Raw genomic sequence first — 25536 nt, 5'->3', positions numbered from 1 at the left:
TGGTACATCGAAGGCTTTTACAACCGCCAACGGCGGCATTCGGCGATCAGTTATCAGTCGCCGGACAACTACGAGCCGCTCTTCTTCAAAAGGGCTACTTAGGGAATAAAACGTGTCCGCTATTGCGAAGACAGGTCAACCGGCATTCTAACTGGCAGTGCGGACAGTGCTCTTGTCACCGTGACCGGCGGCGGCACAGTGAGTGCGGACGAAAGGCTACGGATTCAGGTGGTGCTGGATGCGCACGTGGGACATCTGCGCTTTAGCCTGCTCGACATGACCGAAGGCGGTAAAGTAGGCCCAGCAGTGACGGTCATGGCAAATGGGCCGCTCACCTTGCAGCGGCTTTCCTGACTCGGCAGTAACCGCGCTGACGCTGACGGTAAAGAACTTTGATGCACTGACAGGAGCATAAAGGAGCGAGGGCAGTCTGACTTGAGTTTTACGGGCTGCTCATCTTTTGTGCTGATGCGCGAGCACCGTAATTACAATGTTCTAAAATAACAAGAATAGGAGGGCACCTGGCTAATAGGATCATTTACCCAGTGAGTATCAGTATCACCAGGAGGCGGCCAAGATATTTTTCTTGGGCAGTTTCCTGCACCTTCGCATGCATATACCACATAATTAGCGCCCTTCTTAAATGCCCCAGCGGCGGCGTGACCAATGCCAGCAGCAGTAGGTACGGACGGAGCCTCACCCGGCATCATTGTGGAAGCGGACAGGAGCAGGGTGTTGCTCTTGTATGCACCAGTATTGTCGGCACCGACAAGAATGAACGGACGATGGCCTCCTTCACCAGGAGGATTATACAGAGTAGTTGCAGTTACGTTGGCAGGATTAGCAAAATAGTCTTCCAAGGCACCGCCAATTGCACCGACATCACTCACTGTTGCAGTGCAGTACGACTTTTTGTATTCGTATATGATAATGTTCGGAATCACAAAAACGGCGGCTATGGTAGCAATGATGCCGACTACGATCATCACCTTAATCACCAGCATTATCCATTTTTTTATTTTCATGATTTCCACCTGTTTTATTGTAGTTATGCTCTTCCAGTGATACAGGCCTTCTTTAGGCCATGTTGCCTCCCAGCAATCCTGACTGCCTGTGGTCTCGGCCTAGAGACTGTGCAGTCCGGGCAGCCCGTTAAGCTGCCCTGGCAATGAGGAGCCGTTATTCTGGGCAAACTGACTTGAGCTTTACGGATTGCTCATCTTTTGTGCTGATGCGCGAGCACCGTAACTACAACGTCTTGAAATAACAGCAATAGGAGTTTTTGCACGGTATCTGGCTAATAGGATCATTTATCCAGTGAGTATCCGAAGATGTTATCTTCTTTGGGCAGAGTCCCTCACCTTCGCATGCATATACCACATAATTAGACCCTGCTCGAAATGCCCCAGCGGCTGGGGGGCCACCCCAGTTATCACCACGGGGCACGCCTTGAGCAACACCCGGCATCGTTGTGGAAGCGGACAGGAGCAGGGTGTTGCTCTTGTATGCACCAGTATTGTCGGCACCGACAAGAATGAACGGACGACGGCCTCCTTCATAAGGATTATACAGAGTAGTTGCAGTTACGTTGGCAGGATTAGCAAAATAGTCTTCCAAGGCACCGCCAATTGCACCGACATCATTCACTGTTGCAGTGCAGTTCGCTCCGTATTCGTATATTTCCATGTTCGGAAGCACAAAAACGGCGGCTATTATGGTAGCAATGATGCCGACTACGGTCATCACCTTAATCTCCAGTATTATCCATTTTTTTATTGCAGTCATGCTCTTCCAGTGATACAAGAGGCCTTCTTTAGGCCATGTTTCCTCCCAGCAATCCTGGCTGCCTGTGGGTCTCGGCCTAGAGACTGTGCAGTTCGGGCAGCCCGTTGTTGAGCTGCCCTGGCAACGGTAGGCTGTTATTCTGGGCAGACTGACTTATAAAACTCGTACTCACCTTTATCACTGATCTTGACGATCACCGCGCACTTCTTTGGGTCGCCTGTGCCAGAGAAGGTCATCTTACCAGTGATGCCGTCAAAGCCTTTGATCTGAGCCAACGCATCGCGGACTGCCTTGCGGTCGTCTTTAATCTTGCCAGTTAGCTCTTTGGTGGAGGCAATGGCCTGCTGCGCTAATCCCAGGGCATCCCAAGTCAGGGCCGCTACATCGTCTGGCACATAGCCGTATTTGGCCTTGTAACGATCAATGAAGGCCTTGGTCGCTCCTTGCGCCCCAGCAGCCGCGTAGTGGGTGCTAAAGAACTGACCGTAGCAGGCCTTGCCGCACAGTTCCACCGTTTCAGCAGAACCCCAGCTGTCGCTGCCGACAATTGGCCCTTTCCAGCCCAAAGCCTTAGCCTGCTGCACGATCAGTGCTACCTCGTTGTAATACTGCGGCGTGAACAGTACCTCTGCGCCAGAGTGCATGATCTTGGTCAGCTGCGAGCTGAAATCAGTGTCCTTGGTGGTGAAGCTCTCATAGGCTACGACCGAGCCTGCGCCGTGCTTTCCTTCCCAGGCTTTCTTGAAAAATTCTGCCAAGCCTTTGGGGTAATCACTGGCCACATCATAAAGCACTGCTGCTTTGGTAAACTTGAATTCGTCGCTGATGAAATTGGCCAGCACTGGCCCTTGGAAAGGATCAAGGAAGCAGGCCCGGAACACATAAGGCCGATTCGCAGTGGTGTCTGGGTTAGTTGACCACGGAGTGATCATCGGGGTCTCGTAGTTGTTAGCCACGTCGCCTGCGGGAATAGCTTCTTTGGAAGCCTGCGGGCCAATGATGATCATGACATCATCCTGCGTGATCATCTTGGTGCTTGCCTTGACTGCTGATTCTGCCTTGGACTCGCTGTCCTCAATTACCAGCTCGACTGGGTATTTTGTCCCGCCAACTTCAATGCCACCTGCCTTGTTCATGTCCTCTAGCCACAGCTCGGCGGCGTACTTAGTGCCTTCACCGACTTTGGGGATATCACCAGTGATCGGAGCATTGATCCCCACTTTAATGACAGTTTTTCTCCCAAAGCTCCAAGCAGGCGCAGAGCAGCAAAGGGCAGACACGCACAGCGCGACCGTAAGAACAGCCAGTTTCTTCATAGTGTTGAATCTCCTCTTTTAGGATTGGTGCAGAACTGCATAGATTATTTGCGTGTTACCACATTGTGTTGGCAGGAGCAAGAGAAATTAAACCAAATCAACCTTACCCTTCCACGGAATCAGCATCGGCACTTGCTGGCAGTACCTGCGGTAGATCTCGCCCAGCTCGTGCAGCAGCTTGCGTTCCTCCAAGAAGGTGCCGATGACAAGATACAGGCTGAGGATCACCCGCGCAGGGAGATTGGCATCAGTGATCGGGCCGACAGTCCAGAGAATCGGCAGTCCAGCACTGTACCAAGGATGCCGGACATAGCGCAGCACACCCTTGCAGGAGAAAGGCAAGGCTGGGTTTTCCTTTCCCTGCTGCCAGCTCCGCCATTGCCTGATACCAACTAGGTAGCTGAGATCATAGACCTGGATGCCGCCGATCAGCATGATCAAGGCATAGAGCAACAAGGCCACCTGCGGAATACGCAGCCAGCCTGACCAAGAAAACACCACCTCTTGCGGTAGGTGGTATTGATACCAAAGCAACGGAAGTAGGGTGAGGACAGAGAACAGCGAGTAGGCCAACCGATGTGCGCCGCGTACAAAGCCGCTTTGCCGCTGGAGCCAGTCATTGACCGGGGTAGAAATCAGCAGGCTGTGGCAGATGCACCAGCAGAGCCAGAGGAGCAGAAGAACAGAGTGCGGCATTAACTCGTCGCCATTGCGCAAAAGAAGAAAGCCGCTACTCTGGGAAAATCCAGGGCAGCGGCTTTAATTGAGGATTCACTTGGTGGAGGTGCCGGGAGTTGAACCCGGGTCCGAAAATACTCCCCTCTCGCCTCTACATGCTTAGTTCCAGGTTAAATCCCGCCTTCAGCTCTCACCCGGAACAGAGGATTGCTGAAAGCCGATCTGCTTGATCTCGTCAAGGGGCCACAGATACTCCCGATAACCAGCCCGAAGAGTCGACGCTTTGCTCTGACCTTACGGGCGCGGATCAGGAAAGCGGCACAGCAGACTAAGCTGCTAATGCGTAGTTATAATCGTCTGCGATTATATTTAAGTTCCGCCGTTTTTACGAGCTGACAGAAGGCTCGGCATGCAACGATGAGCTTGTATATCCCCGTCGAATCCGTTTCACCCCCATTATTCTTTATGCCGCAGCATTCGCTGCATTTCACGGGTTGACTGCTGTTCTTTCAGTGCTTCCCGCTTGTCGTAAAGTTTCTTGCCACGGGCAAGGCCCAGTTCCACTTTGGCCTTACCATTGTCTATAAAATATAGCTTAAGCGGGATAAGTGCAACTCCTTTTTCATTCAGCTTGCCAATCAGCTTGCGGATTTCCTGGCGGTGCAGCAACAGCTTCCGCACCCGCAGGGGATCCGCAGCAGAATGGGTGCAGAAAGCGTAGGGCGAAATGTGCATATTATATAGATAGAGTTCGCCGTTTTTAACAGCAGCGTAGCCATCTTTAAGATTAGCTCGCCCAGCCCGTAGCGATTTAACTTCCGGCCCGTTCAGGACAATTCCCGCCTCCATCGTTTTATCGATATGATACTCATGGAAGGCTTTTTTGTTATTGCAGACTATTTTCATGAACTGATGCGTAACTACGTCGTTGAAAACGAGGAAATTCAATTGGGATTGAGCAAGCTGCTTTTTCGTGACACAATGCACCAGTTGCACAATACCATTTTTGAAACCTAAGTCAACTGGTTTCAACGCACTGGGTAGATGGCTAAACTCAACCGCCTCGCGCTTTTTTCGGGGGCTTAAAGGATTTTTGCTGCCATTGTAGCAGCTGATTTCAAGCGTCAGGACGTTACTTCTTGCAATCAAGCATGGCCACCGCATGAACCTCCACCCGGCTCACACCCCGGAAGCTGCTCTCCTTCAGCCGGAAGGCCAAGTCCACCGCCCCTTCTGCTGCCGCCGCCTCAAACTGAGCGGCCATGAAAAAGCCGATGCCCTTGACCAAGCCGCCGTTGAGCGGTACGGCAAAGCGCAGATGTTCGCGCAGCGCGCTGACCTCGCGCAGGCGGATGTTCCGCAGGAGGAAAACCGGCTCCGGGTTGCCTTGGCCGAACGGCTCCAGCAGCCGCAGACTGCGGGCCAGCTCGCGGAAATCCGTCTGCTCGTCTAACACCGCGTCAATGGTGATGCCTGCCTTGGGCAGACCGCCGCCCAAGGCGCGGATGGCCTCGGCAAAGGCAGCGCGAAACTGAGCTAAATCCTCATGCCGCACAGTCAGGCCAGCCGCCATTGCGTGGCCGCCGAAATGGACGATCCACGCCCGGCACTGCTCCAGCGCCTGATGCAGGTTCAGGCCCCGCACAGATCTGCCTGACCCCTTGAGCATTCCTTTCTGACCGCTGTCGCCGGTGAAGACCAAGGAAGGCAGATGAAAGCGGTCTATCATCCGGGAGGCGATGATGCCGATCACGCCGGGGTGCCAGTCCTGGCCTTGCAGGACAAGACTCCCCTGCCCTGCCGCAACCTGCTGTTCCGCCTGATGAAGTGCCGCTTCCAGCACCTCGGCTTCCAGCTCGCGGCGGAGGATATTGGCCGCCTCCAGCTCCTCCGCCAGAGCCGCTGCCGCGCCCATGTCCTGCGTCAGCAGCAGATCAGCGGCCAGCTGCGGATTGCCCAGCCGTCCAGCGGCGTTGATGCGCGGCCCCAGCTGATAGGCCACATTCTCCGCAGAAACACTGTCTTCCCGCAGCAATGCCCGCTCGCAGAGCGCGGCGATGCCCGGCCTGCCGCGTCCGCTGATGACCTCTAGCCCAGCGCGGACAAGAATTCGGTTCACCCCGGTCAGCGGCATCACGTCAGCAATGGTGCCCAAGGCGGCAAGATCGAGCGAATCACGCAGATTAGGCATCTTGTCTTGCGTCCACCAGCCTTTTTCAACCAGCTTTCTCCGCAGGGCCACGAGCAAGAAAAAGGCCACCCCAACGCCTGCCAGCTCGCCACCAGCAAAGGCGCAGCCCGCCTGCCTGGGATTCACCACCGCGTCAGCCAAGGGGAAATCCGCCGCATCAGCAGGCGGCTCGTGGTGGTCGGTGATGATGACCGTGAAGCCTAAGTCCTTGGCGTAGCGCACCTCCTCCGGCGTGGAGATGCCGCAGTCCACCGTGATCAGCAGCGCGGGCATGACCACCTGCGCGGCCAGCACAGCCACGGATTTCATGGTCAGGCCGTACTCGTCGGTCAGGCGGTTGGGGAGATGGCAGATCGGCTCAAGGCCGGTTTTACGCAGAAAATCAGCGAGCAGCACGGTGGCGGTGATGCCGTCCACATCGTAGTCGCCATGAATGACGATCTGCCGCCGCTGAACAACGGCCTCGGCGAGCAGCTCTGCCGCTGTGTCCAGCCCCTTCATCGCGCTGGGCGCAGGCAGGTCAGCAAGTTGCGGCTGGAGGAACCGTTGGGCAGTCTCAGCTGAGGTGAAGCCGCGTCGGAAAAGGATTTCCGTAATGACGGTCGGTAGTTGCAGATCAGCGGCCAACTGTTGACAGCAAGCGGCTTCGGCCTTTTCCAAGTCAAGGGGCAGAATCAAGTTGGATGTCTCCTTCAAAAACATTTGACCTCTTGCGCAAGAAAAGCGTACCACCATGCTGATACGCCGGGAGTCACCATGCTGGTACGCCGGGAGTCACCATGCTGGTACGCCGGGAGTCACCATGCTGGTACGCCAGGAGTCACCATGCTGGTACACACCACCCTGCTCTTATAGGAGCAGTTTCTGAGCTATCTCGCCTGCCATTAGCGCATACTCATTGCGATGAAACCAGCGCAGCCCCGTGTTGGCATTAAACCACGTCATCTGTCGCTTGGCATAACGGCGGGTGTCGAGGATGAGCTGTTCGGCTAGCTCCGCCTGCGTCCATTCCCCGGCAAGGAATATGTTGACATGTCGGTAGCCTATGGCCTGCATGGACGGTAGCTCCGGCTCGTAACCCATTTGCCGCAACTGCTCCACTTCCTCAATCAGACCGCCGTCAAGCATTGTCAGCGACCGCCGAGCAATCCGCTCGCGCAGCTCCTCCTTAGGGCAATGCAGGCCAGCGAGATATGCCCGGCTGAACACTGCCGTCCCCTGCCCTGCCCGCTTCTGCTCCTCGATCAGCTCTGTCCACGTCCTGCCCGAAGTGTGAAAGATCTCCAGGCCGCGCAGAAGCCGTTGGGTGTCGTTGGGATGAATCCGCGCCCCAGCTACCGGATCAATCTGACATAATTCGGCGTGCAGTGCCGCCCTGCCCTCCTGTTCCAGGCGTTGGCGGAGTTGCTCGCGAAGTTCTGGGTTGGTTGGCAAAGCAGCAAACAGGCCCTCCAGCAAAGCCTTCAGATACAGGCCAGTGCCGCCGGTCAGCAGTGCGGTCTTACCACGGGCGGCAATGTCCTCAAAGGCAGCTAAGGCATCGCGGACAAAGCGGGCCGCGTCATACTGCTCGTCCGGCTCGGCAATGTCGATGAGATGATGAGGAAGCTGCGCTCGCTCTTGCAGGCTGGGCTTGGCCGTGCCGATGTCCATGCCGCGATACACCTGCATGGAGTCCATACTGACGATCTCGCAGCCGAACCGCTCGGCCAGCCGGAAGGACAGCTCGGTCTTGCCTACTGCGGTTGGGCCGACCAAGACAATGACGGGGCAATCGATAGATTTCACTGCGCGTTGTTGAAACTTGACTGCGCGTTGTCGAAACAAAGGAGCGGCAGCAGGCGGGCAGAGCGTTTCGGGCCAATGCCTTTGACCTTGAGGAGGTCATCCGGCCCAGCGATGCCGCCCTGCTCTTTCCGGTATGTGATGATGCTCTCCGCCAGTTTAGGGCCAATGCCAGGCAGCCGCATCAGGGCGGCCTGATCAGCCCGGTTCACTGGCAGCGACAGGTTGAAGAAAGCGGCCAGCTCTGGTGGTATATCGGCGCAGGGCATTTCGGCGGCAAGCTGGATGCCCTGGCCTGCGCTGCTGTCCTTGTTGCGGATGAGCCGACCAGCTACCAAAGAATATGCACTAGGTTGCGTATCCAGCGCAGGAGTATGCCAGCCTGCGGCGAGAATCAGGGCAGCGAAGAAGAGGAGGACGAGCAGGCGATGATCTTGCCCTTGCTTCACGGCTAACTCCTTTTTAGCACTCAGCCTTTGAACCTTGGCCACCGGTTATAACCTATTTGCGGATCATTCGATCTGTATTCTCGAATCAGTTCAACCTCTTTTTGGTTGATTTCTTTGATATCTTCCGACTCGAACAGTATCTCCTTTCTTATTGTGAAATCAAGACGATCTTCTCGCGTGAAGTCACGAGAGATAAGCTCGCTGCTTGCACTACCAAAGTAATTGATACTGTTTGTAAGATCTTTACCGATATATATCTTGCCGTTCGGATATGTTATCTTGTAAATGACCTTCATCTGTGCCATTCATTAATCAGCCTCTCCCCCTCCCCTCCCATCCTTCATCAGCTTATAGTTGACCGCATCTTCCAAGGCTTGCCAGCTCGCCTCAATGATGTTGAAGGACACGCCCACAGTTCCCCACTGGCTCTCTGCGTCTCTACTTTCCACCAGCACGCGCACCTTGGCCCCAGTGCCGTGTTCGCCTGAGAGAACGCGCACCTTGTAGTCAATCAGCTCCATCTCTTCAAGGCGCGGATAGAAGCGGAGCAATGCCTTCCGCATGGCCTTATCCAAGGCATTGACCGGGCCGTCACCGAGGGAGGCAGTGTGCTCTTCCTGGCCATCCACGGTCAGCCGAATGGTGGCTTCAGTGAGCGAGGAGGTGTCCATAATCCGCTTGCTGTTCATCACCCGGAAGCTCTCCAGCGTAAAGAACTGCTGCTCGATACCCATTGCCCGCCGCATGAGCAGCTCAAAGCTGGCCTCTGCGCCCTCATACTGAAAGCCCTGGTTCTCCAGCTCCTTCAGCTCGCGGATGATCGTGCTCATAGCTGGGTCGTCGGGCTTCAGGTTCAGGCCGTACTTAACCGCCTTATGCAGGACGTTTGATTTGCCCGCCTGGTCAGAGATGAGAATACGGCGAACATTGCCCACCTTCTCTGGCTCAATATGCTCATACGTGCGGGGATTACGCTGCACTGCGCTGACATGAATGCCGCCCTTGTGGGCAAAAGCAGACTCGCCCACATAAGGTTGGTAGCGATTGTGGGGCAGATTGGCCAGCTCATTGACAAAGCGGGATGTCGTGTAGAGTTTATCGATATTCTTGCCCACCTCGGCTTCTAGGCCCATCTTGAATACTACTGCCGGGATGATCGAGGTCAAATTAGCATTGCCGCAGCGCTCGCCGTAGCCGTTGATCGTGCCCTGCACTTGGCGCACACCGAGCGAGACTCCGATCAGGGCATTGGCCACGCCTGTTTCAGAGTCGTTGTGGGGATGAATGCCGATCTTGACCGTACTCCCCTGTTCCTGGAGGAACTGCTTCACCCGCTCGATGATCGCTGGAATCTCGTGCGGCAGTGTGCCGCCATTGGTATCGCAAAGGGCCAGGGTTTCGGCACCACCGCTGATCGCCTTACCTAAGGTTGCCAGGCAATATTCCCGGTTATTCTTAAAGCCATCAAAGAAATGCTCGGCATCGTAGATCAGGTGCTTGACCTGCGGGCGTAAAAAGGCCAGCGAGTCCTCGATAATTTGCAGATTATCCTCCAGCTCGATCCGCAGAGCCTCATGCACATGGATATCCCAGCTCTTGCCGAAGATGGTGATGGCCGGGGTTTGCGCGGCAATCAGGGCTTTCAGGTTCGGGTCTTTGTCAGGCGGATTCTGGAAATGCCGGGTCGCCCCAAAAGCAGCCAGCCGGGCGTGCTTTAATTCCACAGCCTTCATCTTCTCGAAATACTCTACGGCCAGCGGATTAGAACCAGGCCAGCCGCCCTCAATAAAGTCAATGCCGAGCTTGTCTAACTGCTGGGTGATTCTGATCTTATCATCAACGGAGAGGTTGAAGTTCTCGGCTTGGGTGCCGTCTCGCAAGGTGGTGTCGTAAAACTCGATAAGCTGATTCATGGTATTCATGTTGTATTCCTTTATATGCAATGCTGATAACCTGCTGTTTGCTCAATAAACCTCATCATGGGTGCCGACTGCTTCCAGCAAAATCGCCTCTGCCCCTGAATCCTGCACAAAGGAGAAGACGATCCGCAAATCATAGGCAGCACTGCATGACCATGAGCCTTCAAGGTTGCCTTGGAGTTTGTGGGTTTTTAGGGAAGGATGAAAAGCATCTTCTGCAAGCAGCTCAAGAACTGCGCGGAGAACTTCTGCAAGTTGCGGATTCCTCCGCACTGTCCGCTTCGCACTTCGCACAAATGCGCTCGACTTCAGCAGCAGTCTTTTCATGACAGGAGTGACTGCATGATCTCATCTGGAGATTCTGGATGCAGTCCACCTGCCTTGTACTCTTCTCGGGCGGATGAAACAAGGGCAGCAATCTCCTGCCGTCGGCGATTCGCGATACGACGGCGGATCAAATCAATCAGCGACTCCTGTTCATCCAAAGACAGATGATCAGCGGCTTCCAAGACTTCGTTAAACGAAACGGCGTGGTTCATGGTATGCACTCTCCAGTCAGCTTTTCTCCTTGCAAAAACATCAGGCGGCGATGACCAGCTGAACGGTGCCGACAGACTTCCGCCCTGTTTTCTTTTCACCCATGTTGTGCCCGGCAAATACAGGCAGTCATCAGAATAACCCTGGCTTTCTGCGGTGACAAGCAAAATTCGGCTGAAGGCTGGACTCCTGTCTTTGCCGCTGAATTTCGATCCTGCTTTCGCGCCACCCTCGATACTCCGCTCAAAGCCTTGTTCGCACGTATTCCGCCAGGTATTGAAAGAAATTCGCGCCAAGCTGCGGGAAAAACAGTAGGTGCTGCTCCTGCCCAACCTGTTTGCACTCCTTTGCAACTCGGCAGAACTCCTTTCCGGCTCGGCCAAACTTCTTTCCTGCCGACTACAACTCCTTTGTTGCCAAGCCAAACTCCTTTGCTGCCGAGCAAGAAAGGAGTTTGGCCGAGCCGGAAAGGAGTTATAGTAAGCCAGACTCCTTTCCTGCCGACTATAACTCCTTTGTTGCCAAGCAGAACTCCTTTGCCCGCAGGCACGCTTTCTCTGCTCTTCACCCAGAATCCCCTTGTTGAAAGGCAATCTTGCCGAGCTACTGGCCGAAAAGGAATGATTTGCATTTTGCGGCGGAAAACAGGTACAACTAAATAAATGGACACTGCTTTTTTTTCTTCACAAGCCCTGCACCGTAGCCATGCACTCCTATTTTGCCTCTCCAGAACGAACCGACGAGGAAACGCTCGCCGCTGAAATTGATTTTGCCGGGAGAAATCCCGTTATCTGCGGCCTGCTCTCCTCTGTGGGCGGGATGCTGGCTGTGCTTGATGAACATCGGCAGCTGGTGGCCTTGAATGATGAGTTTCTCCAGATGCTCGGCGTTGACCATCCAGCGCATGTACTTGGTCTGCGGCCAGGTGAAGCCCTGCACTGTCTTCATGCCCACAAAGAGCCAGGCGGTTGTGGCACCTCAAAGTACTGCTCAACCTGTGGCGCAGCCATTGCGATTGTTTCTAGCCTGAAACAGGACGAACCTGAGGAACGTCTCTGCGCGTTCTCTGCCCTCAAAGACGGTAAAACGGTAGATGCAGCCCTGCTGGTGAAATCTCGGCCCATTCACATGGAGGAAAAACGCTTTCTGCTGCTCTTTGTCCAGGATGTTACCCGCCAGCAACAGCGGGCAGCCTTAGAAAGAACCTTTTTTCATGATATGAATAGTATGCTCGGCCTGCTTGCTGGCGCAGCCGAGTTGATGGTTCAGGATGAACATACCCAGCTGGCGGAAATGGTCCAGCGTACCTCGATGCGTTTGGCCAAAGAAGTGGCTGTGCATCGCTATCTGATCGAGCAATCCACGGCTGCCCTGCCTGAATTAACCCTGAAAGAGGTATCTGCCCAGGAAATCCTGGAGGAACTGCGCTCGTTTTTCGCGAGTTATACAGTAGCCTACCAGAAAGAGATGTATTTTCCCGAACAAGCCCCAGCAACAAGCATTCGCACAGATCTCTCGCTGCTGCTGCGGGTAGTTTGCAATATGATCACCAATGCCCTCGAAGCCTGTTGCACGGATGCCGACCCAAATGCTGGAGTGAAGGTCTGGCTTGAACAGGAAAATGGAGAGTTAGTCTTTCGGGTGTGGAATGCCCAGGTCATTCCTACCGACACAGCGCGGCGGATCTTTCAACTGCACTTCAGTACCAAAGGCGGGGAAGGCAGAGGGATCGGCGCCTATTCGATGAAACTGCTCGGGGAAAAACTTCTGGGCGGAGCAGTGAGCTTTACCAGCTCCACCCAGGAAGGGACAGTGTTTCGCTTTGCGCTGCCTCTTGGGACTGTCTGAGCAGGTTTACAGGATTTTCCGTTGGAGCCAATAGACCACCCGCTCTACACCCTGCTCAGTTGAGACACGCTCCTGGTAGCCGAGCAGGGTTTCGGCCTGCTTCTTGCTGAACCAGTGCGACAGGGCCAATTGTTCCGCCAGAAAGCGGGTCATCTTTGGCTCTCGCTGAATGCGTAAGAAAGTATGGAGCTTCTCCAAGAACCAACCTGCGGCCTTGGCGTTCCCTAGGCTGATTTTCTTCTTTACTGGCGGTACGTCCAGCCGGGTAAAGAGGTCATTGATCCACGGCCAGAGCTGCACTGGCTCTTGCTGGCCGATGAAGAAGGCTTTACCCGCTGCTGTGCCGCTGCTGCTCAGGTTCTCTTCTGCCAGCAGATGGGTATAAACCACGTTATCTATATAGGCAATATCCACCCGGTTCGTGCCATTCCCAACAATCCGCAAGCTGCGTTCCTGGCCTCGCGCCAACAACCTTGGGAGGAGGTTGGTATCGCCTGGCCCCCAGACCAAGTGCGGGCGAATGGCAGCGGTACGCAGCTGTTCACTGTTCGCCCGCAGGACTTCTTGTTCCGCAACGATCTTGGTGGCGGCGTAATGACAGAGCGGCTTAGTAGCATAGGGCGCGGTTTCATCTACCCCTTCCAGATCATGGCCGTCAAAGACCACTGAGGGCGTTGAGGTATAGACTAAGTGCGGCACAGACTGGGCAGCGCAGGCAGCAAGGACATTGCGGGTACCCAGCACGTTGATAGAATGATACTCCGCCAATGGCCCCCAGATACCAGCCTTGGCTGCCACATGAAAGACCGTTGTACAGCCAGCTACTGCTTTGCTGACCGCGTCCGCATCGCGGATATCACCCTGTACACAGATTGCGCCTACAGCTACAGCCGCAGGATAGTGATTTCTACCGAGAACGCGGACTTCCCGACCCTGGCGACATAGCTCCCGCACCAAGGCCAGGCCAATGAATCCGCCGCCACCTGTAACGAGTACCTTGCGCATGATTTAGGCGGGTAGTGGTGGGGGAGAAGGAGGCATGGCTGCTGCCTGTTGCTGTTTCGCTGCGCCGAGCTTGCCCTTAACCAGCACGATCAGACCGACCGCAACAGCCAGCAGGGCAATACCTAGTAAGGGCCGATAGACAACCCAGGCCACTGCAATGGTGATAAGCGAGAGCACTGCGGCAATCAGGAAAGCAATAATACCTGTACCTGCGCCAACCACGTTGCCCAAGAAAGGCAAGACATCAGCCAGCACAGAGAGTACCTTGAAGATCATACCTAGGCCAGCAAACATGAGGACAAAGCCCACTGCGCGGAGTATCCACGTGAAAAGGGCGTTGTCGCTCTGCGCCTTTTTGAACATGGCATCAGCGGTAACAATGCCTGCCTGAAGGAGTTCGATGTTTTCGCCGGTTGAGGCCTGATAGGGCACAAAACTGCCGCCTGTCTGCTGGGCAACTACACTGATATCCTGCGCTGGTACCGTCTTAAACGTGATCCGCACGTCTCCCACTTGCGGTGAGACGGGATTAGCCCCAATATAGAAGCCACCTGCGTGCCGCTTTGCCTTGCCTTCTAGTTCTTTGGGCAGAGGGATATCGCTGTTAACCGGCAAAGCCTGCGAGCCGCTGATCCTACTGACCAATGAGGGCGAGAGCGTGAAGGCTCCGAGCGTGACTTTATCGGCAACTAGCTCTTCGGATTCATAGGGCATGGAGTCAGGATTCTCATGCCCAGCTGACTTCTTGAAGCTGGAGGAACTGATAGCATGATTAGACCAGTTCGTGCTGTATGAATAGGTCGTTACTGTTTCTTCGCCGCCGCCAAGTTTCTTCTTGGTCTCGCTCTTTGAGCTTTCATGCCACTGATACATCTCCACTTGCCGCTGCAACTTGAGAGCATTGGCTGAGGATACGCCGAAGATCGGGTCGGTAAGCAAGGCCTCGGTCACAGCCTTGCCACTCAGATGGATGAGCTTGCCTTCGTTGACCGGATCAACCTTGTCCGCAGACACGGAAACCACTGCACCGCTGCCTTCCTTCAAGGTTTTGTAGGTCTTCACTGCGCGGCCTTCGTTCCAGAACAGGAGCGGAAAGGCGGCAATGAACAGGACAAAGCCAAAGATGATCCCTTTGAAGGCTCCGCCAATCCGGCTGAACCATGATTTATGCGTGACTTCAGTATAGCTGTCTTCTGACATAATGCACCTCTATTAATGAAGAGTGATTTGTTTGATATTTTCTTACTGCCGGCCAGACGGCACCGCGTTCTATGTAGCAGGTTCATCCATGTCCATAGTCGTTCCGCATCTATGGACATAGACGGATTTTTCCGGCGAGTTTTCCCTTGAACAACCTACACCCGCAGCTTTTAGAAACCATGCAGGCATACTTTATAGAAACATCGAGGCATACCTGAAAAAAGTATGCCTCCATACTTTATGAAACCATGTACGCATACTTTATAAAAGTATGCAGGCATGTTTTGTTTGAGTATGCAGGCATCATCTCACGAGAACATGGCTGCATGTACACTGAACTCCATAGCCGCTACTATCGCTGTTTGCCAGGGTAATGTCCAGCATAGAGGCTCAATCAATCTTGCGCCATTGTCGTTTACACGACATGGTGTATAATACTAGGCAACTATCAGTACTTACTGCGGGGGCTGACCTGCTACAGAACCTATGCGTTTGCATGTAAACTCAGGAGAGTGACAATATGCTGGAAATAAAAATCGACAGGAAGAAATGCAACAATTGCCTGGAGTGCATCGAAGTCTGTCCGGCTGGGGTGCTGGAGCTGGTTGACGGCAGGCCCTTTCATATCTATACAGAACACTGCAAAGAATGCGGAACCTGCCTGAATATGTGCCCAGAAGATGCGATCAGTATTGTTAAACGCTAGCACGCTTCAGCCTCTCTTCTGCCCAGACCGCCAGCTTCTCTCGGAAGATTTTGGCATTGTGCCGAATATCCACTGGGAAAGCAGGATGAATGAGAAAGGTATCAATCGTGGCAGTGAGCGGATTGGCTAAGGCTAGCTGTCTCAACTCAGCAAAGAGTTGCTGCTCATTTGCGCTCTTCTCCTTCAGCTCGACAAGCAGCACAGGTTGCTGGCTCCCAGCTTTGCCAATACCGACTAAAGCCGAACGGAACACCGCCGGATGCTCATTAAAGATCGCCTCGCAGCAGATTGTGTGCATCGGCCCATGGGCTGTGAGGACACGATGCGCTTTCCGACCACAGAACCAGAGCCTGCCCTGTTTATCTTGATAGCCTACATCCCCCATCCGATGCCAGAAGCCGTCTTCATCCGGGATTTTTGCCAGCTTGGTCTCAGCCTCATTGCCCTCATAGGCCCGTGTCACCACCGGGCCTTGCACGACAATCTCCCCAATGCTGTTGCTGGGCAGTATTTCTACTTCAGACCACGCCTTTAATGGGCCAGCAACCGGTTTGATAATCTGGATCTTCATGCCAGGCAAGGGATCGCCCACGCAGGTGCCTTTCCCTTTACGGGTTTGCGCCCAGGTCTCGCTGAGGATCTCCTGGCCAGTGATGGACGCTGAAGGCAGACTCTCTGTTGCGCCATAGGGGGTGTAGATAGTGCCGCCAGGCGGCATGATCTGCTGCACCCGTTCAATCAAACTGCCTGGCACTGGCGCACCAGCCATTAAGATCTTGCGCACGGGTAAGGTAATGCCGTGCTCAAGGCAGTAACGGCTCACTACATTCCAAATAGCTGGCGAACCAAAGGAATAGGTTACTTGCCAGTCTTGGATAGAGCGGATGAATTTGGCTGGATTAACCTGGGCAGGCCGGGTGGGATCCATGTCTGGAATCACAGCAGCAGCACCTAAGGCAATAGTAAAGAGGCCAAACAGGGGGAAGCCCGGCTGATCCACATCACCAGGGCCGATACCGTAGTAGTCACGGATCAGCTTGAGCTGATGAAAGAAGATGCCATGCGTATACTGCACCCCTTTGGGAGGGCCAGTCGAGCCAGTGGTAAAGATAAAAGCGGCCAGCTCGTCCTCAGCTGTAGTTACAGCGGTGAACTCTGCGTCGGGGCTGACCGAAGCGAGACTGAGGCCGAGCAGGCCGCCAAAGGAAGGGCCAACGCAGATGCGATGGCGCACTGTGGCAAAAGGCTTGTTAAACAGGCGAGCGAAAAGCTGCACCTGGGGAATGGCAAGCAGTATATCGGGCTTGACTGTACCGATACAACGAAGCAGGTTCTTGTAACCCATGCCTGGATCGATCAAGATCACTACGGCACCAAGCTGGAACAGGGCAAAGCTCAGGCTGATAAAGGCCAAGGAAGGTCGCACCATCAGCATAACCCTGTCACCCCGCTGCACACCTTGTGCTTGCAAGGCCTGCGCGTGTCCCTTACTGGCAGCCAGCAGCTCGCGGAAGCTCCATTGCTGATATCTGCCGCCTTGGCCCGTAACCAGTGCCAAGGCATCGCCTCGTTCTGCGGCAACGTTCTGGAGGGCTGCGCCGATGTTGCAGTTACTCATGAAAGAAGTCTGGTGTTCTCAACATCCGCCAGCTCAAAGTAAAGCCAAGGGCAAAAGCGGTGGTACTCTTCCTGGCTGATCTTACCTTCGGCAAGCAGCTTGTTCAAGTCAATGGTGACTTTCACGCAGCCTCCTGTAGCCCCCTTTGATTCCTAGCAATTTAACCGCATCACGATGTGCACCTTTGCGGTTAACTGTGCTGCCGCATTGCCGAAACAGCATATTGACTCAGCGTAGAACGGCGGCAAAACTTTGTCAAGAGGAATCTCAGCAGACAAGAGCGAAAACGCTCCGGCAGCTTCTGGTCGGTGATAGACAAGAGTGCGCCTATAACAACAAAACAATCCTGCCGACTTGCCAACGAGTTTAGCTCGCTCACACAAGGTTCTTGCCGAGCAACAAAATGTTTCTGCCAAGCAAGAGAAGGTTGTTGCTTGGCAGAAGAAGGTTCTGGTTAAGCCAAACTCCTTTTCTGCCGAGCCGCAAAGGAGTTTGGCTCGGCAACACAATGTTGTTGTTTGGCCAGAGAAGGTTATTGTTGAGCAACAACTCTCTTCTGCTCGGCAATAACCTTGTGTTGCTCGGCAGAAGAAGGTTGTTGTTTAGCCAGAACTCTTGGTGGCTCGGCAACAACCTTGTTCTGCTTGGCCGCACTCCTTTGCTACCGAGCCAGAAACGTGTGCAAGTTAGCAACAACCTTGGCTTGGTCAGCAGTAAAAGGTTGTTAAAGGGCACGAGGCGAATCGCGCTAACTCTCTTTCTTCAGGTCTTTCCTACCATCTTTTCTTGTTAAACAGCCACATCCATGTTATATCCTGCAAGAAAGACCATGACCTCTCTTCAACAACTCGAACTGCGCCATGCTTTTCTCCTCCTTCCGCCTGCTCCGTTCTTTGCTACTGGCTTGCTTGCTGTGCTGGCTGATCAGCGGTTGCGCTGAAAAAAAGAAGGCTCCTACGCCGCTGCCTGCCGAGCAGACCAAGCCTGCTAGCGTTAAAACCGGACCAGCAATTGTCAGTTCCGTACCCAAAACGCAGCCAGCCCTGGCACAAACAGTAGTGGCCAAGCCAGAGGATGAAACCGACCACAGTTGCAGCTATTTTTATTTTCTCTGGGGCCGTCATGCCGAGTTTGAGACCAAATACGAGGCAGCACTGGAAGCCTATGAGAAAGCCCTGATCTGCGACCCGCAGGCTGAGTTTGTCACCAGCAAGCTGCCGCTGCTGCTCCTGCGCATGAATCGCAATAGCGAGGCAGCTGCAAAGCTCCAGGAACAGCTGGACAAGCAGCCAGAAGACGTGGACTCCCGGATGCTCTTGGCAAAAATCTTCATCCGCGAAGGCAAACTGGATGAGGCGGCGGCCCAATGCCGTACAGCGCATGATCTCAATCCGCAAAACACTGCGCCACTCCTGCTTCTCAGCGAATTACATCTTGCTGCGAACAAAAAAGACCTTGCCAAAGAGGCGTTGGAAAAGGTGTTGCAGGTCGATAACAGCTCTGCCTCTGCCCATCTCCTGCTGGCCCGCCTGCTCGCCGCAGAAGAGAAATTTACCAAGGCCTTGGAGCATTATCGACAGGCCTTGAACCTCAGTGCCGTGGAAGGGGTGCAGCTGGAAATGGCTGATGTGCTGGTCCGGCAGAAGAAATACCGGCAGGCCATCAAGACCTATCAGGAGCTACTGGCCCAGAATGAGCAGAACGAGGAGGCCAGGATCGGCCTAATTCATGTCTATCTGCTGCAAAATAAAGAAAAGAAAGCCGCTGCGGAACTCAAGCTGCTCAAAGAGCGAGCGGACAGCCCAGAGCGGGCTGATTTGACCATTGCCAAGCTCTACATCCGCTGGGAAGACTACGCCAAGGCCATTGCCCTACTCAAAGAGTTACTGACCAAAGAAGACATCCCAGAAGCCCGCCATTTGCTCGGCGCACTGTATTTTCAGGAGAAGAAATACGAGGAAGCCCTGGCAGCCCTAGGCAAGATCACCCCAGAAGAGGAGGAGTATGAGGATGCGCTGATCATTCAGGTGCGGACGCTGCGGGAGTTAAAGCGGCAGGACGAGGCTATCAAACTGCTGAAAGGCGCGCTTGAGCAGGATCAGCTTGGCCCTGATGTCTGGGGCTTGCTGGCAGGCTTGTATCAGGAGGCAGGCCAAGAGGATGCCTGCCTGAAGACCTTTGCCTGCGCCCTGAAAATGCACCCTGGCAACGAGTTGCTGCTGTATGAATACGGCCTTGCCTTAGAACAGGTCGGGAAGAAGAAACAGGCACTCTCGGTGATGCAGAAGCTGCTGAAGAAAAACCCTGATCACGCCGGTGCGCTCAACTATATCGGCTATAGTTGGGCAGAACGCAAGGTGAACCTGAACAAAGCCTTTCTTTATCTCAGCCGGGCCAAGGAGTTGAAGCCGGAAGATGGCAGCATTCACGACAGTCTGGGCTGGGTATATTACCGGCTTGGCAAGTTTGAGGAAGCCCTGAAGATGCTGGAAGTAGCAGCCCGGCTTTCGCCAGATGATCCAGCGGTGTTTGACCATCTGGCTGAGACGCATTTGGCTGCCGGACACAAGCAGGAGGCGGTGCAGGCGTGGCAGAAGGCCTTAGAGCTGCTCACCAAACAAAAAGAGGGCGAAGGAAACACGAAGCGGCAGGAGCGGCTCAAGGTTGACTGCAAGCGTCTGGAAGAAAAAATTGATCGTTTGGAAAAGGAGAAAAAATAAATGAAGGCAAATTATCATCTGGTCTGGCTGGGCCTGGTTGCGTTGCTGCTGGGCGGCTGTTCAGCCAAGCTGCAACAGACCACGCAGCTCGGTGGTCAAGAGCTGCAAAAGGCCGAAGAGCGGCTAACCCATTTTATGGGGCAGTCCTGTGTCGAGGCAGTGGACAGCGACGTGAAACTGACCTGGCGGGCTTACGCCCAGCAGGAGACCTACTCAGCCGCAATGCAGGCGGCTGCACCAGCCTTGCTGCGGCTCTCGCTCAATGATTCGTTGGGCAGGCCGGTGTTGCTGCTCGGATCGGATGGCAAGACCTTCACCTTGGCCGACAACCTAAAGGCGGTAGGCTACACCGGCAGCACCGAGCTGAAATACATTCGCCGCTTTTTACCAGCCTTTATTCCGATGGAGGATCTCTTTTCCTGGTTGAGCGGCCAGGTTCGCCCAGAGCGGATGCAGGCTGCGGCGGCCCGAACAGACGCGCAGGGACGGGTCTGGTGGCATGGCGGCTCGGCTGACGGCAAGACCGTGCATATCCTCGCCTTGGATGAGCAGAATCGCCTCAGTCGCCACTTGGTTGCTGACAAACAGACCGATGAAATTCTGTTTGAAGCCCGCTACAGCAAGTATGGCAAAACACCAAAAGGTTGTGCCTGGCCCGGCAGGATTGAATTAGCAGGCAAGGCATTGGAAGCCGAATACTCTCTTGAGTTCAGTGAAATCTTTGGCTTCGAGCCGATTGACCAAAAACAGTTTCACATCACGCTGCCGCCGCATTTCACAGTCAAGCAAAAGAATGAGTAGTGACCAACAACAGGATACGAGCTGGCAGTTAGGCTATTCAAACTCGGATGGACAATCAAGTACCAATGGGTACAGGAGAGGATAACATGACAGAATACATCTACAAAACAGCGTATCTTAGCTTGGCAGTCCCGATTTCAGATAACCTTCTTTCCGTCCAGCAGGAGGTTTGTCAGCGATATGCTTTAATCCCTCGCTCTGAAATACATCTCACCCTTGCCTTCTTTGGAGAGAACACCGCTCATAAATTAGTTGACTTGGCCAAAGTTCTATTAGACCTTCTTCCCTCGTCAGAAATGTCGCAAATCCGCATTGATGGTTTAGGCGGTGCATACAGCGTCTCTGACGGATTTAAATTAGTTAGCAACGAGGGGCTGGATGAATTGAAAGAACATCCCCGAGTTTTTTGGCTCGCCGTATCTCGATATGATGACCTTTATGCTTTCCGGGAAATAGCCATAAAGGTAGCAGGCACTGTTGGTATAAACACTTCGTTTATCGCTCCTGACTTCTTTCCTCATCTTACTCTTGGTTCTGCTGGGCCAGCCGATCACGGGGACTGGAGGCTCTGGGATGTGCATACAGTTCCGAAGCGAGCAACAATACGTTTGCAACTCCCTCTGGATCAGGTGAGAGCCTCCAAATTACACCTCACTGATGTCTCTATAAGTCCTGATAGCGTACATCTTCTCCGCATGTTTTCTGTCTAAGTTTTACGATTCAGAGCTGAATAACTAGTGCCTCTATCACGATCTGAGGTCAATTCAGCTTCTTGGCTGGATTGCCGAGCGTGTTGATGATCAGGACAAAGAGATTGTCGTTCTTAAAAAAGACCTGCTGGAGATCGTAGCTGTTGCTTGGAGCCAAATCCAGCACCACCCGGATCTTGCGACCGACCTCATCGCGCTCGATACGGATGCCCCGGACATATTTGCCGTCTGCGTTCAGGCTCTCTGGCAGTCGCTCGCCAGCCATAGTGTCCTGAAAATCGCACACTACCCTTGGTTTCTTCTCTTCCAAGCCGAAAACCACAGGCGGATGGAACTTGTTCAACCGGAACATGACCATCTCGCCCCGGTTAGAGTTCTTTTCAAACAACACAGAGGAGAGCACCGTGTCTGTGGCAGATGGGGCCGCTGCTCTCGGCTTAACCGGCTCTTGCTGTTCCTTAACTGGCGGCGTGGACTGGACTGCGGCGGTCTGCGCCTGCTTCTCTTCAGGCAGCCGGACAGCTGGCTTCACTTCCGGTTTCTTTTCCGCTGACGGAGTCCAGATGGTGCCGGTGTTTGCCACGGTCTTTCTCGGCTCTGGTTGCACGCGGGCATCGTGGACAACCACGGTGAGAAGGTTGCCATTCGCTCCTGATTCCTTAAAACTCCTTGTCTGTCTCCCCGGAGCCAAATCCAAGACTACTCGCGTCTTGCTGTCGTGGATACCAACCCGGATGCGCTGAATCAGCGTCCCTCTCGTCTCAAGCGTGTTTCTGATCCGCTTGCCAACACTGGTGTTGTTGAAGTCAAAGACCATTCTCGGGCTGCCATCTTTCATCGGGAAGGAGTTTGGGATCACCGGCCCAGTCAAACGAAAGATCACCCGCTCCTCGTTTGCGGAAATGGTCTCAAAGCGGATGTCTTCCAACTGGGTTGCCGAGAGTGCAGGCAAGCAACTCAACAATACGATCAGCAGCGCAAAGGCTGCCACAGAAATGTTTCTCAACATCGATCCTCGGTTAGTGGCCGCTGAGGGAAAAAGAGATATTTTTTGACATTGGAACCTTCTTTGAATATAACCTCCACCGTTTCTGTGTCAACTGATTTTCCCCTGTGACTGGGAGCAAGACAGCGAGACAGGAGCAGATGCCTTTGGTTTGTCCGCTGTTTTTCCAGGGCACTGGCAAGCACACGAGGTGTCCCTGCAATGATTTTCAGAAATTCGCTGCGTTTTGGTGTAACGTAGGTAAGGGCAATTCATGAATCGCCTTTACAAATTTTTTCACCAAGAAAAGAGCATGAAATACAAACTCTCCTCGCTTGAAATTCCTGCTGATGACCCTTTCAAATTCGATGCCCTTGACCGGAAGCCTTCTGTGGAGGCTGTGGCGCAGCTGATTGAGGAGCTGCAAGGCCCTTTTGTGCTGGCCATCGATTCACCTTGGGGTTCTGGCAAAACAACTTTCGTGCAGTTGCTGAAAGCAGTTTTGCAGAGCAAGGGCTATTCCTGTCTGTACTTTGATGCGTGGAAAACCGACTTTTCCACAGATCCTCTGGTGGCCTTTCTTGGCGAGATTTCGACCCTCCTGCCCAATGAAATCAAGAAAGACGTGCATTTTCAGAAGGCAAAGAAGATCGCCACGGTGCTGGCCAAGCAAGGCCTTTCCGCAGCAGTCAAGGTCGAAATCGCCGCCTGTCTTTCTGATTCCCTATCCGATGCAGTAGATGAATATTTGCAAGAGCGATGCCTGATTGAGCAATTTCATGCCTCGCTGGGTAAGGTAATTGAAAAACTCAATGAGGGTGGCAAGAAATCGCAGATCATCATCTTTGTGGATGAGATAGACCGCTGCCGACCTGTTTACGCTGTGGAGCTGCTTGAGCGCATCAAACATCTGTTTGACATCAAAAATGTCCTTTTTATTATTTCGTTGGACAAGCAGCAATTGCATACCAGTCTTGGCGCGGTGTATGGTCAGGGCATTAACTGCGATGAATACTTGCGGCGGTTTATTGATCTTGAGTATATGCTGCCCATGCCGGAGACAGAAGCCTTCACCAACAGCCTTTTCAGCCGGTTTGAATTCAATAAATTGTTTGCAAACCGGACGCACAGCCAATTGCATTCCGAGAAAGATAATTTGGTGCAGTCCTTTACTGCTTTGTCAGAGATTTTTTCCTTGAGTTTGCGTGCCAGAGAGCAGTGCTTCACGATCATCCGGGTGGCAATCATGACCACACCGGAAAAGCACTACTTCTTTCCCAATGCCCTGATCTTTCCCCACCTGTTGACTATCTTAACAGTGCTCCGGGTGGCCTCTCCTGCGGTTTATCGCCGGTATGCCTTGGAAAGCGGGACAGCCAAAGAAGTGGTTGAATACCTGAAGACCAGAAAAGGGGGAGCAAAAATGCTCGAGTCGCATTTTGGGGCGGTGACAGAGGCCTACTTGATTGCTGCTAAATCGCATTGGAATAATAAGTCAGATGAGTTATATGAATACGAAGCGATGGCCATAGAGAGTTCAAGGGCAGAAGCCGAAAGAAAACGGGCGAAAAAGATAATTAAGATCTTAAATGATATCTCATTACGTGGCAGCAACAGGTCGCTCTCCTGTTTAGTCAATAAGCTCGAACTGGCGGCGCAATTCAGCAGATGAAGTCCGGGCTGCTGAGGCAAGTGAGCAAGAAAGACAGCAGCAAGATTATCAACAGGCGATTTGCCTGACTGGTTTCGGAAAAATAGGATGTACCGCATGATTCCTCTGAAAGCACTCCCGTGCAATCAGCCGTCGCACGAGAGAAGTACGCACCGTTGCACTCCCGTGCAATCCATCATTGATCGAGAGAAGTATCCATCGTTGCACTCTCGTGCAATGTACCATCGCACGGGAGATGTATCGCCATACTTGCGCCCGCAATCCGTCTTATTGCATTCTTCAGCACGGCTGCGTCATATTTTCCTTGACAGGCGTATCGCACCGCTGTATTTTGCCGGAATCAGCAGCGTCCCACCTCACTTATCCCGCCTTTTTTACAGGAGAATAATCATGGCCACTCTTCAATGGCGACCAGCAGTCAATGCGCTCACCAAACCTGTTTCCTACCGCATCCAGATTATTCCCCGCAATATTGCTGGCTATGAGGAAATGGCCGCTGACATCTCCGCCGCGCATCCCAATTACAACGCTGATCTGGTGCGCTCGCTCGCCCCGCTGATGATGGAGTGGATACAGGACAGGATGATCAACGGCGATCAGGTCACTCTGCCCAACGCCTTCATCTTCCGCGTTTCCGCCCAAGGGCGTTTGAACAGCCCTGATGCGCCCCTGCCTGATGATGAGGACATGCTTCAGGTGAGCATCAGCGGCACCCGTGATTGCACGCGCAGGCTGCGCACAGAAGCCCGACTGGAACGCCTGCCTGTCAACAAGAAGCTCCCGAACATCAACTCGGCTGAAGACACCAAGCTCAAGCTGGTTGACGTGCTCAACCCGGTCGGTCTGCTGCGTCTGACCGGCAGCAATCTTTACTTTGACGAGGACGACCCAGACTGCGGCTGCGTGATCCAGGGCACGGAGAGCGGCGAGAAAAAACAGAGCACTTTCGGCAACATCTCTAACTCCGAGATCCTGCTTGCGCCTGACATCCCGGCTCAGGCCCATCCGTGGAACAACGAGTATGTCCTGAGCCTCACGACGCAGTACACGGAGCACGGCACCCCACGTACCGGCATCTATGAGCGCAGGCTGCGCACCCCGCTCACAGTTCCCGGCCTGGGTGCTCCCAATCCGCCTGAGACCGGCATTCTGACGGATGATCACGCCACGTCGCATGTCAGCATCAACGGCGGAGCGACCTCAGCCAACGAACGCCTGCGCATTCAGGTGATTCAAGACTTGGTCAAAGAGCGGCTGCTCTTCTCGCTGATTGACATGAAGGAGGACGGCACCAGCGGCGCGGAAATTCCCGTGACGCAGAACGGAGAATACATTCTGCCAGGCTTTGCCGGTTCAGCTGTGAGCAGCATAGAGATTACCGTGAATAATTACGCCGCTCTCTGGGAGATGATCCGCAATTACTATAACGGCAGGCTGGTGGATGTGCTGGATGTGATGGTGTAGATTGTCTGGTGAGGCGGGTGTATTTGGGAGGAATCGAACCTTCGATACGCCTCCTGAACCCGCATCGTTGCGCGGTCTGGAAAACGCTCTGTGATGCCTCGAAGGGTATAAATAAGCATGTTTGGTTTGCTTTTTAATCTTATCATC

Annotated in this window: 26 protein-coding genes and 1 other RNA gene; 9 read left to right on the top strand and 18 right to left on the bottom strand. The window is 53.8% G+C overall.

The window, feature by feature from the left end; genetic code table 11:
• The first annotated feature begins 198 nt into the window (after nucleotides 1-198).
• On the top strand, nucleotides 199-354 hold the full coding sequence (locus ACNKIB_RS02045; protein ID WP_417908874.1) for a hypothetical protein: 156 nt from the start codon (nucleotides 199-201) through the stop codon (nucleotides 352-354).
• 131 nt (nucleotides 355-485) lie between these two features.
• Here ACNKIB_RS02045 and ACNKIB_RS02040 read toward each other — a convergent pair whose 3' ends face one another.
• The 13 genes from ACNKIB_RS02040 to ACNKIB_RS01980 all read right to left on the bottom strand — a co-directional run bounded on the left by ACNKIB_RS02040 (nucleotide 486) and on the right by ACNKIB_RS01980 (nucleotide 10662).
• A complete protein-coding gene (locus ACNKIB_RS02040; protein WP_417908873.1) occupies nucleotides 486-1025 on the bottom strand; it encodes a hypothetical protein in 540 nt (179 codons plus the stop codon).
• A 223-nt stretch (nucleotides 1026-1248) separates the two neighbouring features.
• Entirely contained in the window at nucleotides 1249-1785 is a 537-nt protein-coding gene (locus tag ACNKIB_RS02035) for a hypothetical protein (protein WP_417908872.1), read from the bottom strand.
• A 134-nt stretch (nucleotides 1786-1919) separates the two neighbouring features.
• The gene (locus ACNKIB_RS02030; RefSeq protein ID WP_417908871.1) at nucleotides 1920-3101 is read right to left on the bottom strand and encodes an ABC transporter substrate-binding protein; all 1182 of its coding nucleotides are present in this window, start codon (nucleotides 3099-3101) and stop codon (nucleotides 1920-1922) included.
• Nucleotides 3102-3188: 87 nt separating this feature from the next.
• Nucleotides 3189-3797: a methyltransferase family protein gene (locus tag ACNKIB_RS02025; RefSeq protein WP_417908870.1), complete on the bottom strand. Its 609-nt coding sequence runs from the start codon at nucleotides 3795-3797 to the stop codon at nucleotides 3189-3191.
• An 80-nt stretch (nucleotides 3798-3877) separates the two neighbouring features.
• Nucleotides 3878-4234: a transfer-messenger RNA gene (gene ssrA / locus ACNKIB_RS02020) on the bottom strand.
• Nucleotide 4235: 1 nt separating this feature from the next.
• Nucleotides 4236-4685 (bottom strand): SsrA-binding protein SmpB, encoded by a 450-nt coding sequence (gene smpB, locus ACNKIB_RS02015; protein ID WP_417908877.1) that lies wholly within the window; start codon nucleotides 4683-4685, stop codon nucleotides 4236-4238.
• A gap of 226 nt (nucleotides 4686-4911) precedes the next feature.
• The gene (gene recJ / locus ACNKIB_RS02010; RefSeq protein WP_417908869.1) at nucleotides 4912-6648 is read right to left on the bottom strand and encodes a single-stranded-DNA-specific exonuclease RecJ; all 1737 of its coding nucleotides are present in this window, start codon (nucleotides 6646-6648) and stop codon (nucleotides 4912-4914) included.
• Nucleotides 6649-6819: 171 nt separating this feature from the next.
• Nucleotides 6820-7758, bottom strand: a complete 939-nt coding sequence (gene miaA, locus ACNKIB_RS02005; RefSeq protein ID WP_417908868.1) for a tRNA (adenosine(37)-N6)-dimethylallyltransferase MiaA — start codon at nucleotides 7756-7758, stop codon at nucleotides 6820-6822.
• Complete coding sequence (locus ACNKIB_RS02000) at nucleotides 7755-8246, bottom strand: ComEA family DNA-binding protein (RefSeq protein ID WP_417908867.1); 492 nt, start codon at nucleotides 8244-8246, stop codon at nucleotides 7755-7757. The genes miaA and ACNKIB_RS02000 overlap by 4 nt, the downstream gene beginning before the upstream one ends.
• On the bottom strand, nucleotides 8225-8500 hold the full coding sequence (locus ACNKIB_RS01995; RefSeq protein ID WP_417908876.1) for a GIY-YIG nuclease family protein: 276 nt from the start codon (nucleotides 8498-8500) through the stop codon (nucleotides 8225-8227). Before ACNKIB_RS01995 ends, ACNKIB_RS02000 begins: the two co-directional genes overlap by 22 nt.
• Nucleotides 8501-8512: 12 nt before the next feature.
• The gene (gene cimA, locus ACNKIB_RS01990; RefSeq protein WP_417908875.1) at nucleotides 8513-10117 is read right to left on the bottom strand and encodes a citramalate synthase; all 1605 of its coding nucleotides are present in this window, start codon (nucleotides 10115-10117) and stop codon (nucleotides 8513-8515) included.
• Between the two features lie 51 nt (nucleotides 10118-10168).
• Nucleotides 10169-10450 (bottom strand): type II toxin-antitoxin system YafQ family toxin, encoded by a 282-nt coding sequence (locus tag ACNKIB_RS01985; protein ID WP_417908866.1) that lies wholly within the window; start codon nucleotides 10448-10450, stop codon nucleotides 10169-10171.
• Nucleotides 10447-10662 carry a hypothetical protein gene (locus ACNKIB_RS01980; RefSeq protein WP_417908865.1) on the bottom strand — a complete coding sequence of 72 codons (216 nt, stop codon included), beginning with the start codon at nucleotides 10660-10662 and terminating at the stop codon, nucleotides 10447-10449. Before ACNKIB_RS01980 ends, ACNKIB_RS01985 begins: the two co-directional genes overlap by 4 nt.
• A 313-nt stretch (nucleotides 10663-10975) precedes the next feature.
• Between ACNKIB_RS01980 and ACNKIB_RS01975 the strand changes: the two genes are divergently transcribed.
• Both ACNKIB_RS01975 and ACNKIB_RS01970 read left to right on the top strand, forming a co-directional pair.
• A complete protein-coding gene (locus ACNKIB_RS01975; RefSeq protein ID WP_417908864.1) occupies nucleotides 10976-11140 on the top strand; it encodes a hypothetical protein in 165 nt (54 codons plus the stop codon).
• A 225-nt stretch (nucleotides 11141-11365) separates the two neighbouring features.
• A complete protein-coding gene (locus ACNKIB_RS01970; RefSeq protein WP_417908863.1) occupies nucleotides 11366-12508 on the top strand; it encodes a sensor histidine kinase in 1143 nt (380 codons plus the stop codon).
• Between the two features lie 6 nt (nucleotides 12509-12514).
• Here the strand turns inward: ACNKIB_RS01970 and ACNKIB_RS01965 are convergent, their stop codons facing one another.
• Together ACNKIB_RS01965 and ACNKIB_RS01960 are read right to left on the bottom strand one after the other, a co-directional pair.
• On the bottom strand, nucleotides 12515-13513 hold the full coding sequence (locus ACNKIB_RS01965) for an SDR family NAD(P)-dependent oxidoreductase (RefSeq protein ID WP_417908862.1): 999 nt from the start codon (nucleotides 13511-13513) through the stop codon (nucleotides 12515-12517).
• 3 nt (nucleotides 13514-13516) lie between these two features.
• A complete protein-coding gene (locus ACNKIB_RS01960; RefSeq protein ID WP_417908861.1) occupies nucleotides 13517-14713 on the bottom strand; it encodes a TMEM43 family protein in 1197 nt (398 codons plus the stop codon).
• A 520-nt stretch (nucleotides 14714-15233) separates the two neighbouring features.
• Between ACNKIB_RS01960 and ACNKIB_RS01955 the strand changes: the two genes are divergently transcribed.
• Nucleotides 15234-15419: a 4Fe-4S binding protein gene (locus tag ACNKIB_RS01955; RefSeq protein ID WP_417908860.1), complete on the top strand. Its 186-nt coding sequence runs from the start codon at nucleotides 15234-15236 to the stop codon at nucleotides 15417-15419.
• On the opposite strand, the gene ACNKIB_RS01950 is transcribed toward ACNKIB_RS01955, so the two are convergent.
• Nucleotides 15409-17037 (bottom strand): fatty acid CoA ligase family protein, encoded by a 1629-nt coding sequence (locus tag ACNKIB_RS01950; RefSeq protein ID WP_417908859.1) that lies wholly within the window; start codon nucleotides 17035-17037, stop codon nucleotides 15409-15411. The two genes, ACNKIB_RS01955 and ACNKIB_RS01950, sit on opposite strands and share 11 nt — an antisense overlap.
• On the bottom strand, nucleotides 17034-17162 hold the full coding sequence (locus ACNKIB_RS01945) for a hypothetical protein (protein ID WP_417908858.1): 129 nt from the start codon (nucleotides 17160-17162) through the stop codon (nucleotides 17034-17036). Before ACNKIB_RS01945 ends, ACNKIB_RS01950 begins: the two co-directional genes overlap by 4 nt.
• 735 nt (nucleotides 17163-17897) lie before the next feature.
• On the opposite strand from ACNKIB_RS01945, the gene ACNKIB_RS01940 reads away from it, so the two are divergent.
• The 3 genes from ACNKIB_RS01940 (at nucleotide 17898) to ACNKIB_RS01930 (ending at nucleotide 21268) form a co-directional block, all read left to right on the top strand.
• Nucleotides 17898-19757 (top strand): tetratricopeptide repeat protein, encoded by a 1860-nt coding sequence (locus ACNKIB_RS01940; RefSeq protein ID WP_417908857.1) that lies wholly within the window; start codon nucleotides 17898-17900, stop codon nucleotides 19755-19757.
• Complete coding sequence (locus ACNKIB_RS01935; protein WP_417908856.1) at nucleotides 19758-20558, top strand: hypothetical protein; 801 nt, start codon at nucleotides 19758-19760, stop codon at nucleotides 20556-20558.
• Nucleotides 20559-20644: 86 nt separating this feature from the next.
• A complete protein-coding gene (locus ACNKIB_RS01930; protein ID WP_417908855.1) occupies nucleotides 20645-21268 on the top strand; it encodes a 2'-5' RNA ligase family protein in 624 nt (207 codons plus the stop codon).
• Nucleotides 21269-21317: 49 nt separating this feature from the next.
• Here the strand turns inward: ACNKIB_RS01930 and ACNKIB_RS01925 are convergent, their stop codons facing one another.
• Complete coding sequence (locus ACNKIB_RS01925; RefSeq protein ID WP_417908854.1) at nucleotides 21318-22277, bottom strand: AMIN domain-containing protein; 960 nt, start codon at nucleotides 22275-22277, stop codon at nucleotides 21318-21320.
• Nucleotides 22278-22566: 289 nt separating this feature from the next.
• Here ACNKIB_RS01925 and ACNKIB_RS01920 point away from each other — a divergent pair, with 289 nt between their 5' ends.
• Both ACNKIB_RS01920 and ACNKIB_RS01915 read left to right on the top strand, forming a co-directional pair.
• The gene (locus tag ACNKIB_RS01920) at nucleotides 22567-23925 is read left to right on the top strand and encodes a KAP family P-loop NTPase fold protein (protein WP_417908853.1); all 1359 of its coding nucleotides are present in this window, start codon (nucleotides 22567-22569) and stop codon (nucleotides 23923-23925) included.
• Between the two features lie 390 nt (nucleotides 23926-24315).
• A complete protein-coding gene (locus tag ACNKIB_RS01915; protein ID WP_417908852.1) occupies nucleotides 24316-25389 on the top strand; it encodes a DUF4469 domain-containing protein in 1074 nt (357 codons plus the stop codon).
• The last annotated feature ends 147 nt before the right edge of the window (nucleotides 25390-25536 follow it).

This window comes from Candidatus Electronema sp. PJ (assembly GCF_048287395.1).
Taxonomy (GTDB): domain Bacteria; phylum Desulfobacterota; class Desulfobulbia; order Desulfobulbales; family Desulfobulbaceae; genus Electronema.
The sequence above is the reverse complement of the archived record's forward strand: the minus strand, read 5'-3'. Positions and strand labels throughout refer to the sequence as shown.

Bases quoted from the DNA above. Each gene is read 5' to 3' on its own strand.
- ACNKIB_RS01925 (WP_417908854.1), bottom strand. From the start codon at position 22,277: ATGTTGAGAAACATTTCTGTGGCAGCCTTTGCGCTGCTGATCGTATTG.
- ACNKIB_RS02040 (WP_417908873.1), bottom strand. From the start codon at position 1,025: ATGAAAATAAAAAAATGGATAATGCTGGTGATTAAGGTGATGATCGTA.
- ACNKIB_RS01930 (WP_417908855.1), top strand. From the start codon at position 20,645: ATGACAGAATACATCTACAAAACAGCGTATCTTAGCTTGGCAGTCCCG.
- ACNKIB_RS01915 (WP_417908852.1), top strand. From the start codon at position 24,316: ATGGCCACTCTTCAATGGCGACCAGCAGTCAATGCGCTCACCAAACCT.
- ACNKIB_RS02025 (WP_417908870.1), bottom strand. From the start codon at position 3,797: ATGCCGCACTCTGTTCTTCTGCTCCTCTGGCTCTGCTGGTGCATCTGC.
- ACNKIB_RS01965 (WP_417908862.1), bottom strand. From the start codon at position 13,513: ATGCGCAAGGTACTCGTTACAGGTGGCGGCGGATTCATTGGCCTGGCC.
- ACNKIB_RS01985 (WP_417908866.1), bottom strand. From the start codon at position 10,450: ATGAAAAGACTGCTGCTGAAGTCGAGCGCATTTGTGCGAAGTGCGAAG.
- ACNKIB_RS01995 (WP_417908876.1), bottom strand. From the start codon at position 8,500: ATGAAGGTCATTTACAAGATAACATATCCGAACGGCAAGATATATATC.
- cimA (WP_417908875.1), bottom strand. From the start codon at position 10,117: ATGAATCAGCTTATCGAGTTTTACGACACCACCTTGCGAGACGGCACC.
- ACNKIB_RS01980 (WP_417908865.1), bottom strand. From the start codon at position 10,662: ATGAACCACGCCGTTTCGTTTAACGAAGTCTTGGAAGCCGCTGATCAT.
- ACNKIB_RS01920 (WP_417908853.1), top strand. From the start codon at position 22,567: ATGAAATACAAACTCTCCTCGCTTGAAATTCCTGCTGATGACCCTTTC.
- smpB (WP_417908877.1), bottom strand. From the start codon at position 4,685: ATGAAAATAGTCTGCAATAACAAAAAAGCCTTCCATGAGTATCATATC.
- ACNKIB_RS01970 (WP_417908863.1), top strand. From the start codon at position 11,366: ATGCACTCCTATTTTGCCTCTCCAGAACGAACCGACGAGGAAACGCTC.
- ACNKIB_RS02035 (WP_417908872.1), bottom strand. From the start codon at position 1,785: ATGACTGCAATAAAAAAATGGATAATACTGGAGATTAAGGTGATGACC.
- ACNKIB_RS01955 (WP_417908860.1), top strand. From the start codon at position 15,234: ATGCTGGAAATAAAAATCGACAGGAAGAAATGCAACAATTGCCTGGAG.
- ACNKIB_RS01960 (WP_417908861.1), bottom strand. From the start codon at position 14,713: ATGTCAGAAGACAGCTATACTGAAGTCACGCATAAATCATGGTTCAGC.
- ACNKIB_RS01940 (WP_417908857.1), top strand. From the start codon at position 17,898: ATGCTTTTCTCCTCCTTCCGCCTGCTCCGTTCTTTGCTACTGGCTTGC.
- ACNKIB_RS02030 (WP_417908871.1), bottom strand. From the start codon at position 3,101: ATGAAGAAACTGGCTGTTCTTACGGTCGCGCTGTGCGTGTCTGCCCTT.
- ACNKIB_RS01935 (WP_417908856.1), top strand. From the start codon at position 19,758: ATGAAGGCAAATTATCATCTGGTCTGGCTGGGCCTGGTTGCGTTGCTG.
- ACNKIB_RS01950 (WP_417908859.1), bottom strand. From the start codon at position 17,037: ATGAGTAACTGCAACATCGGCGCAGCCCTCCAGAACGTTGCCGCAGAA.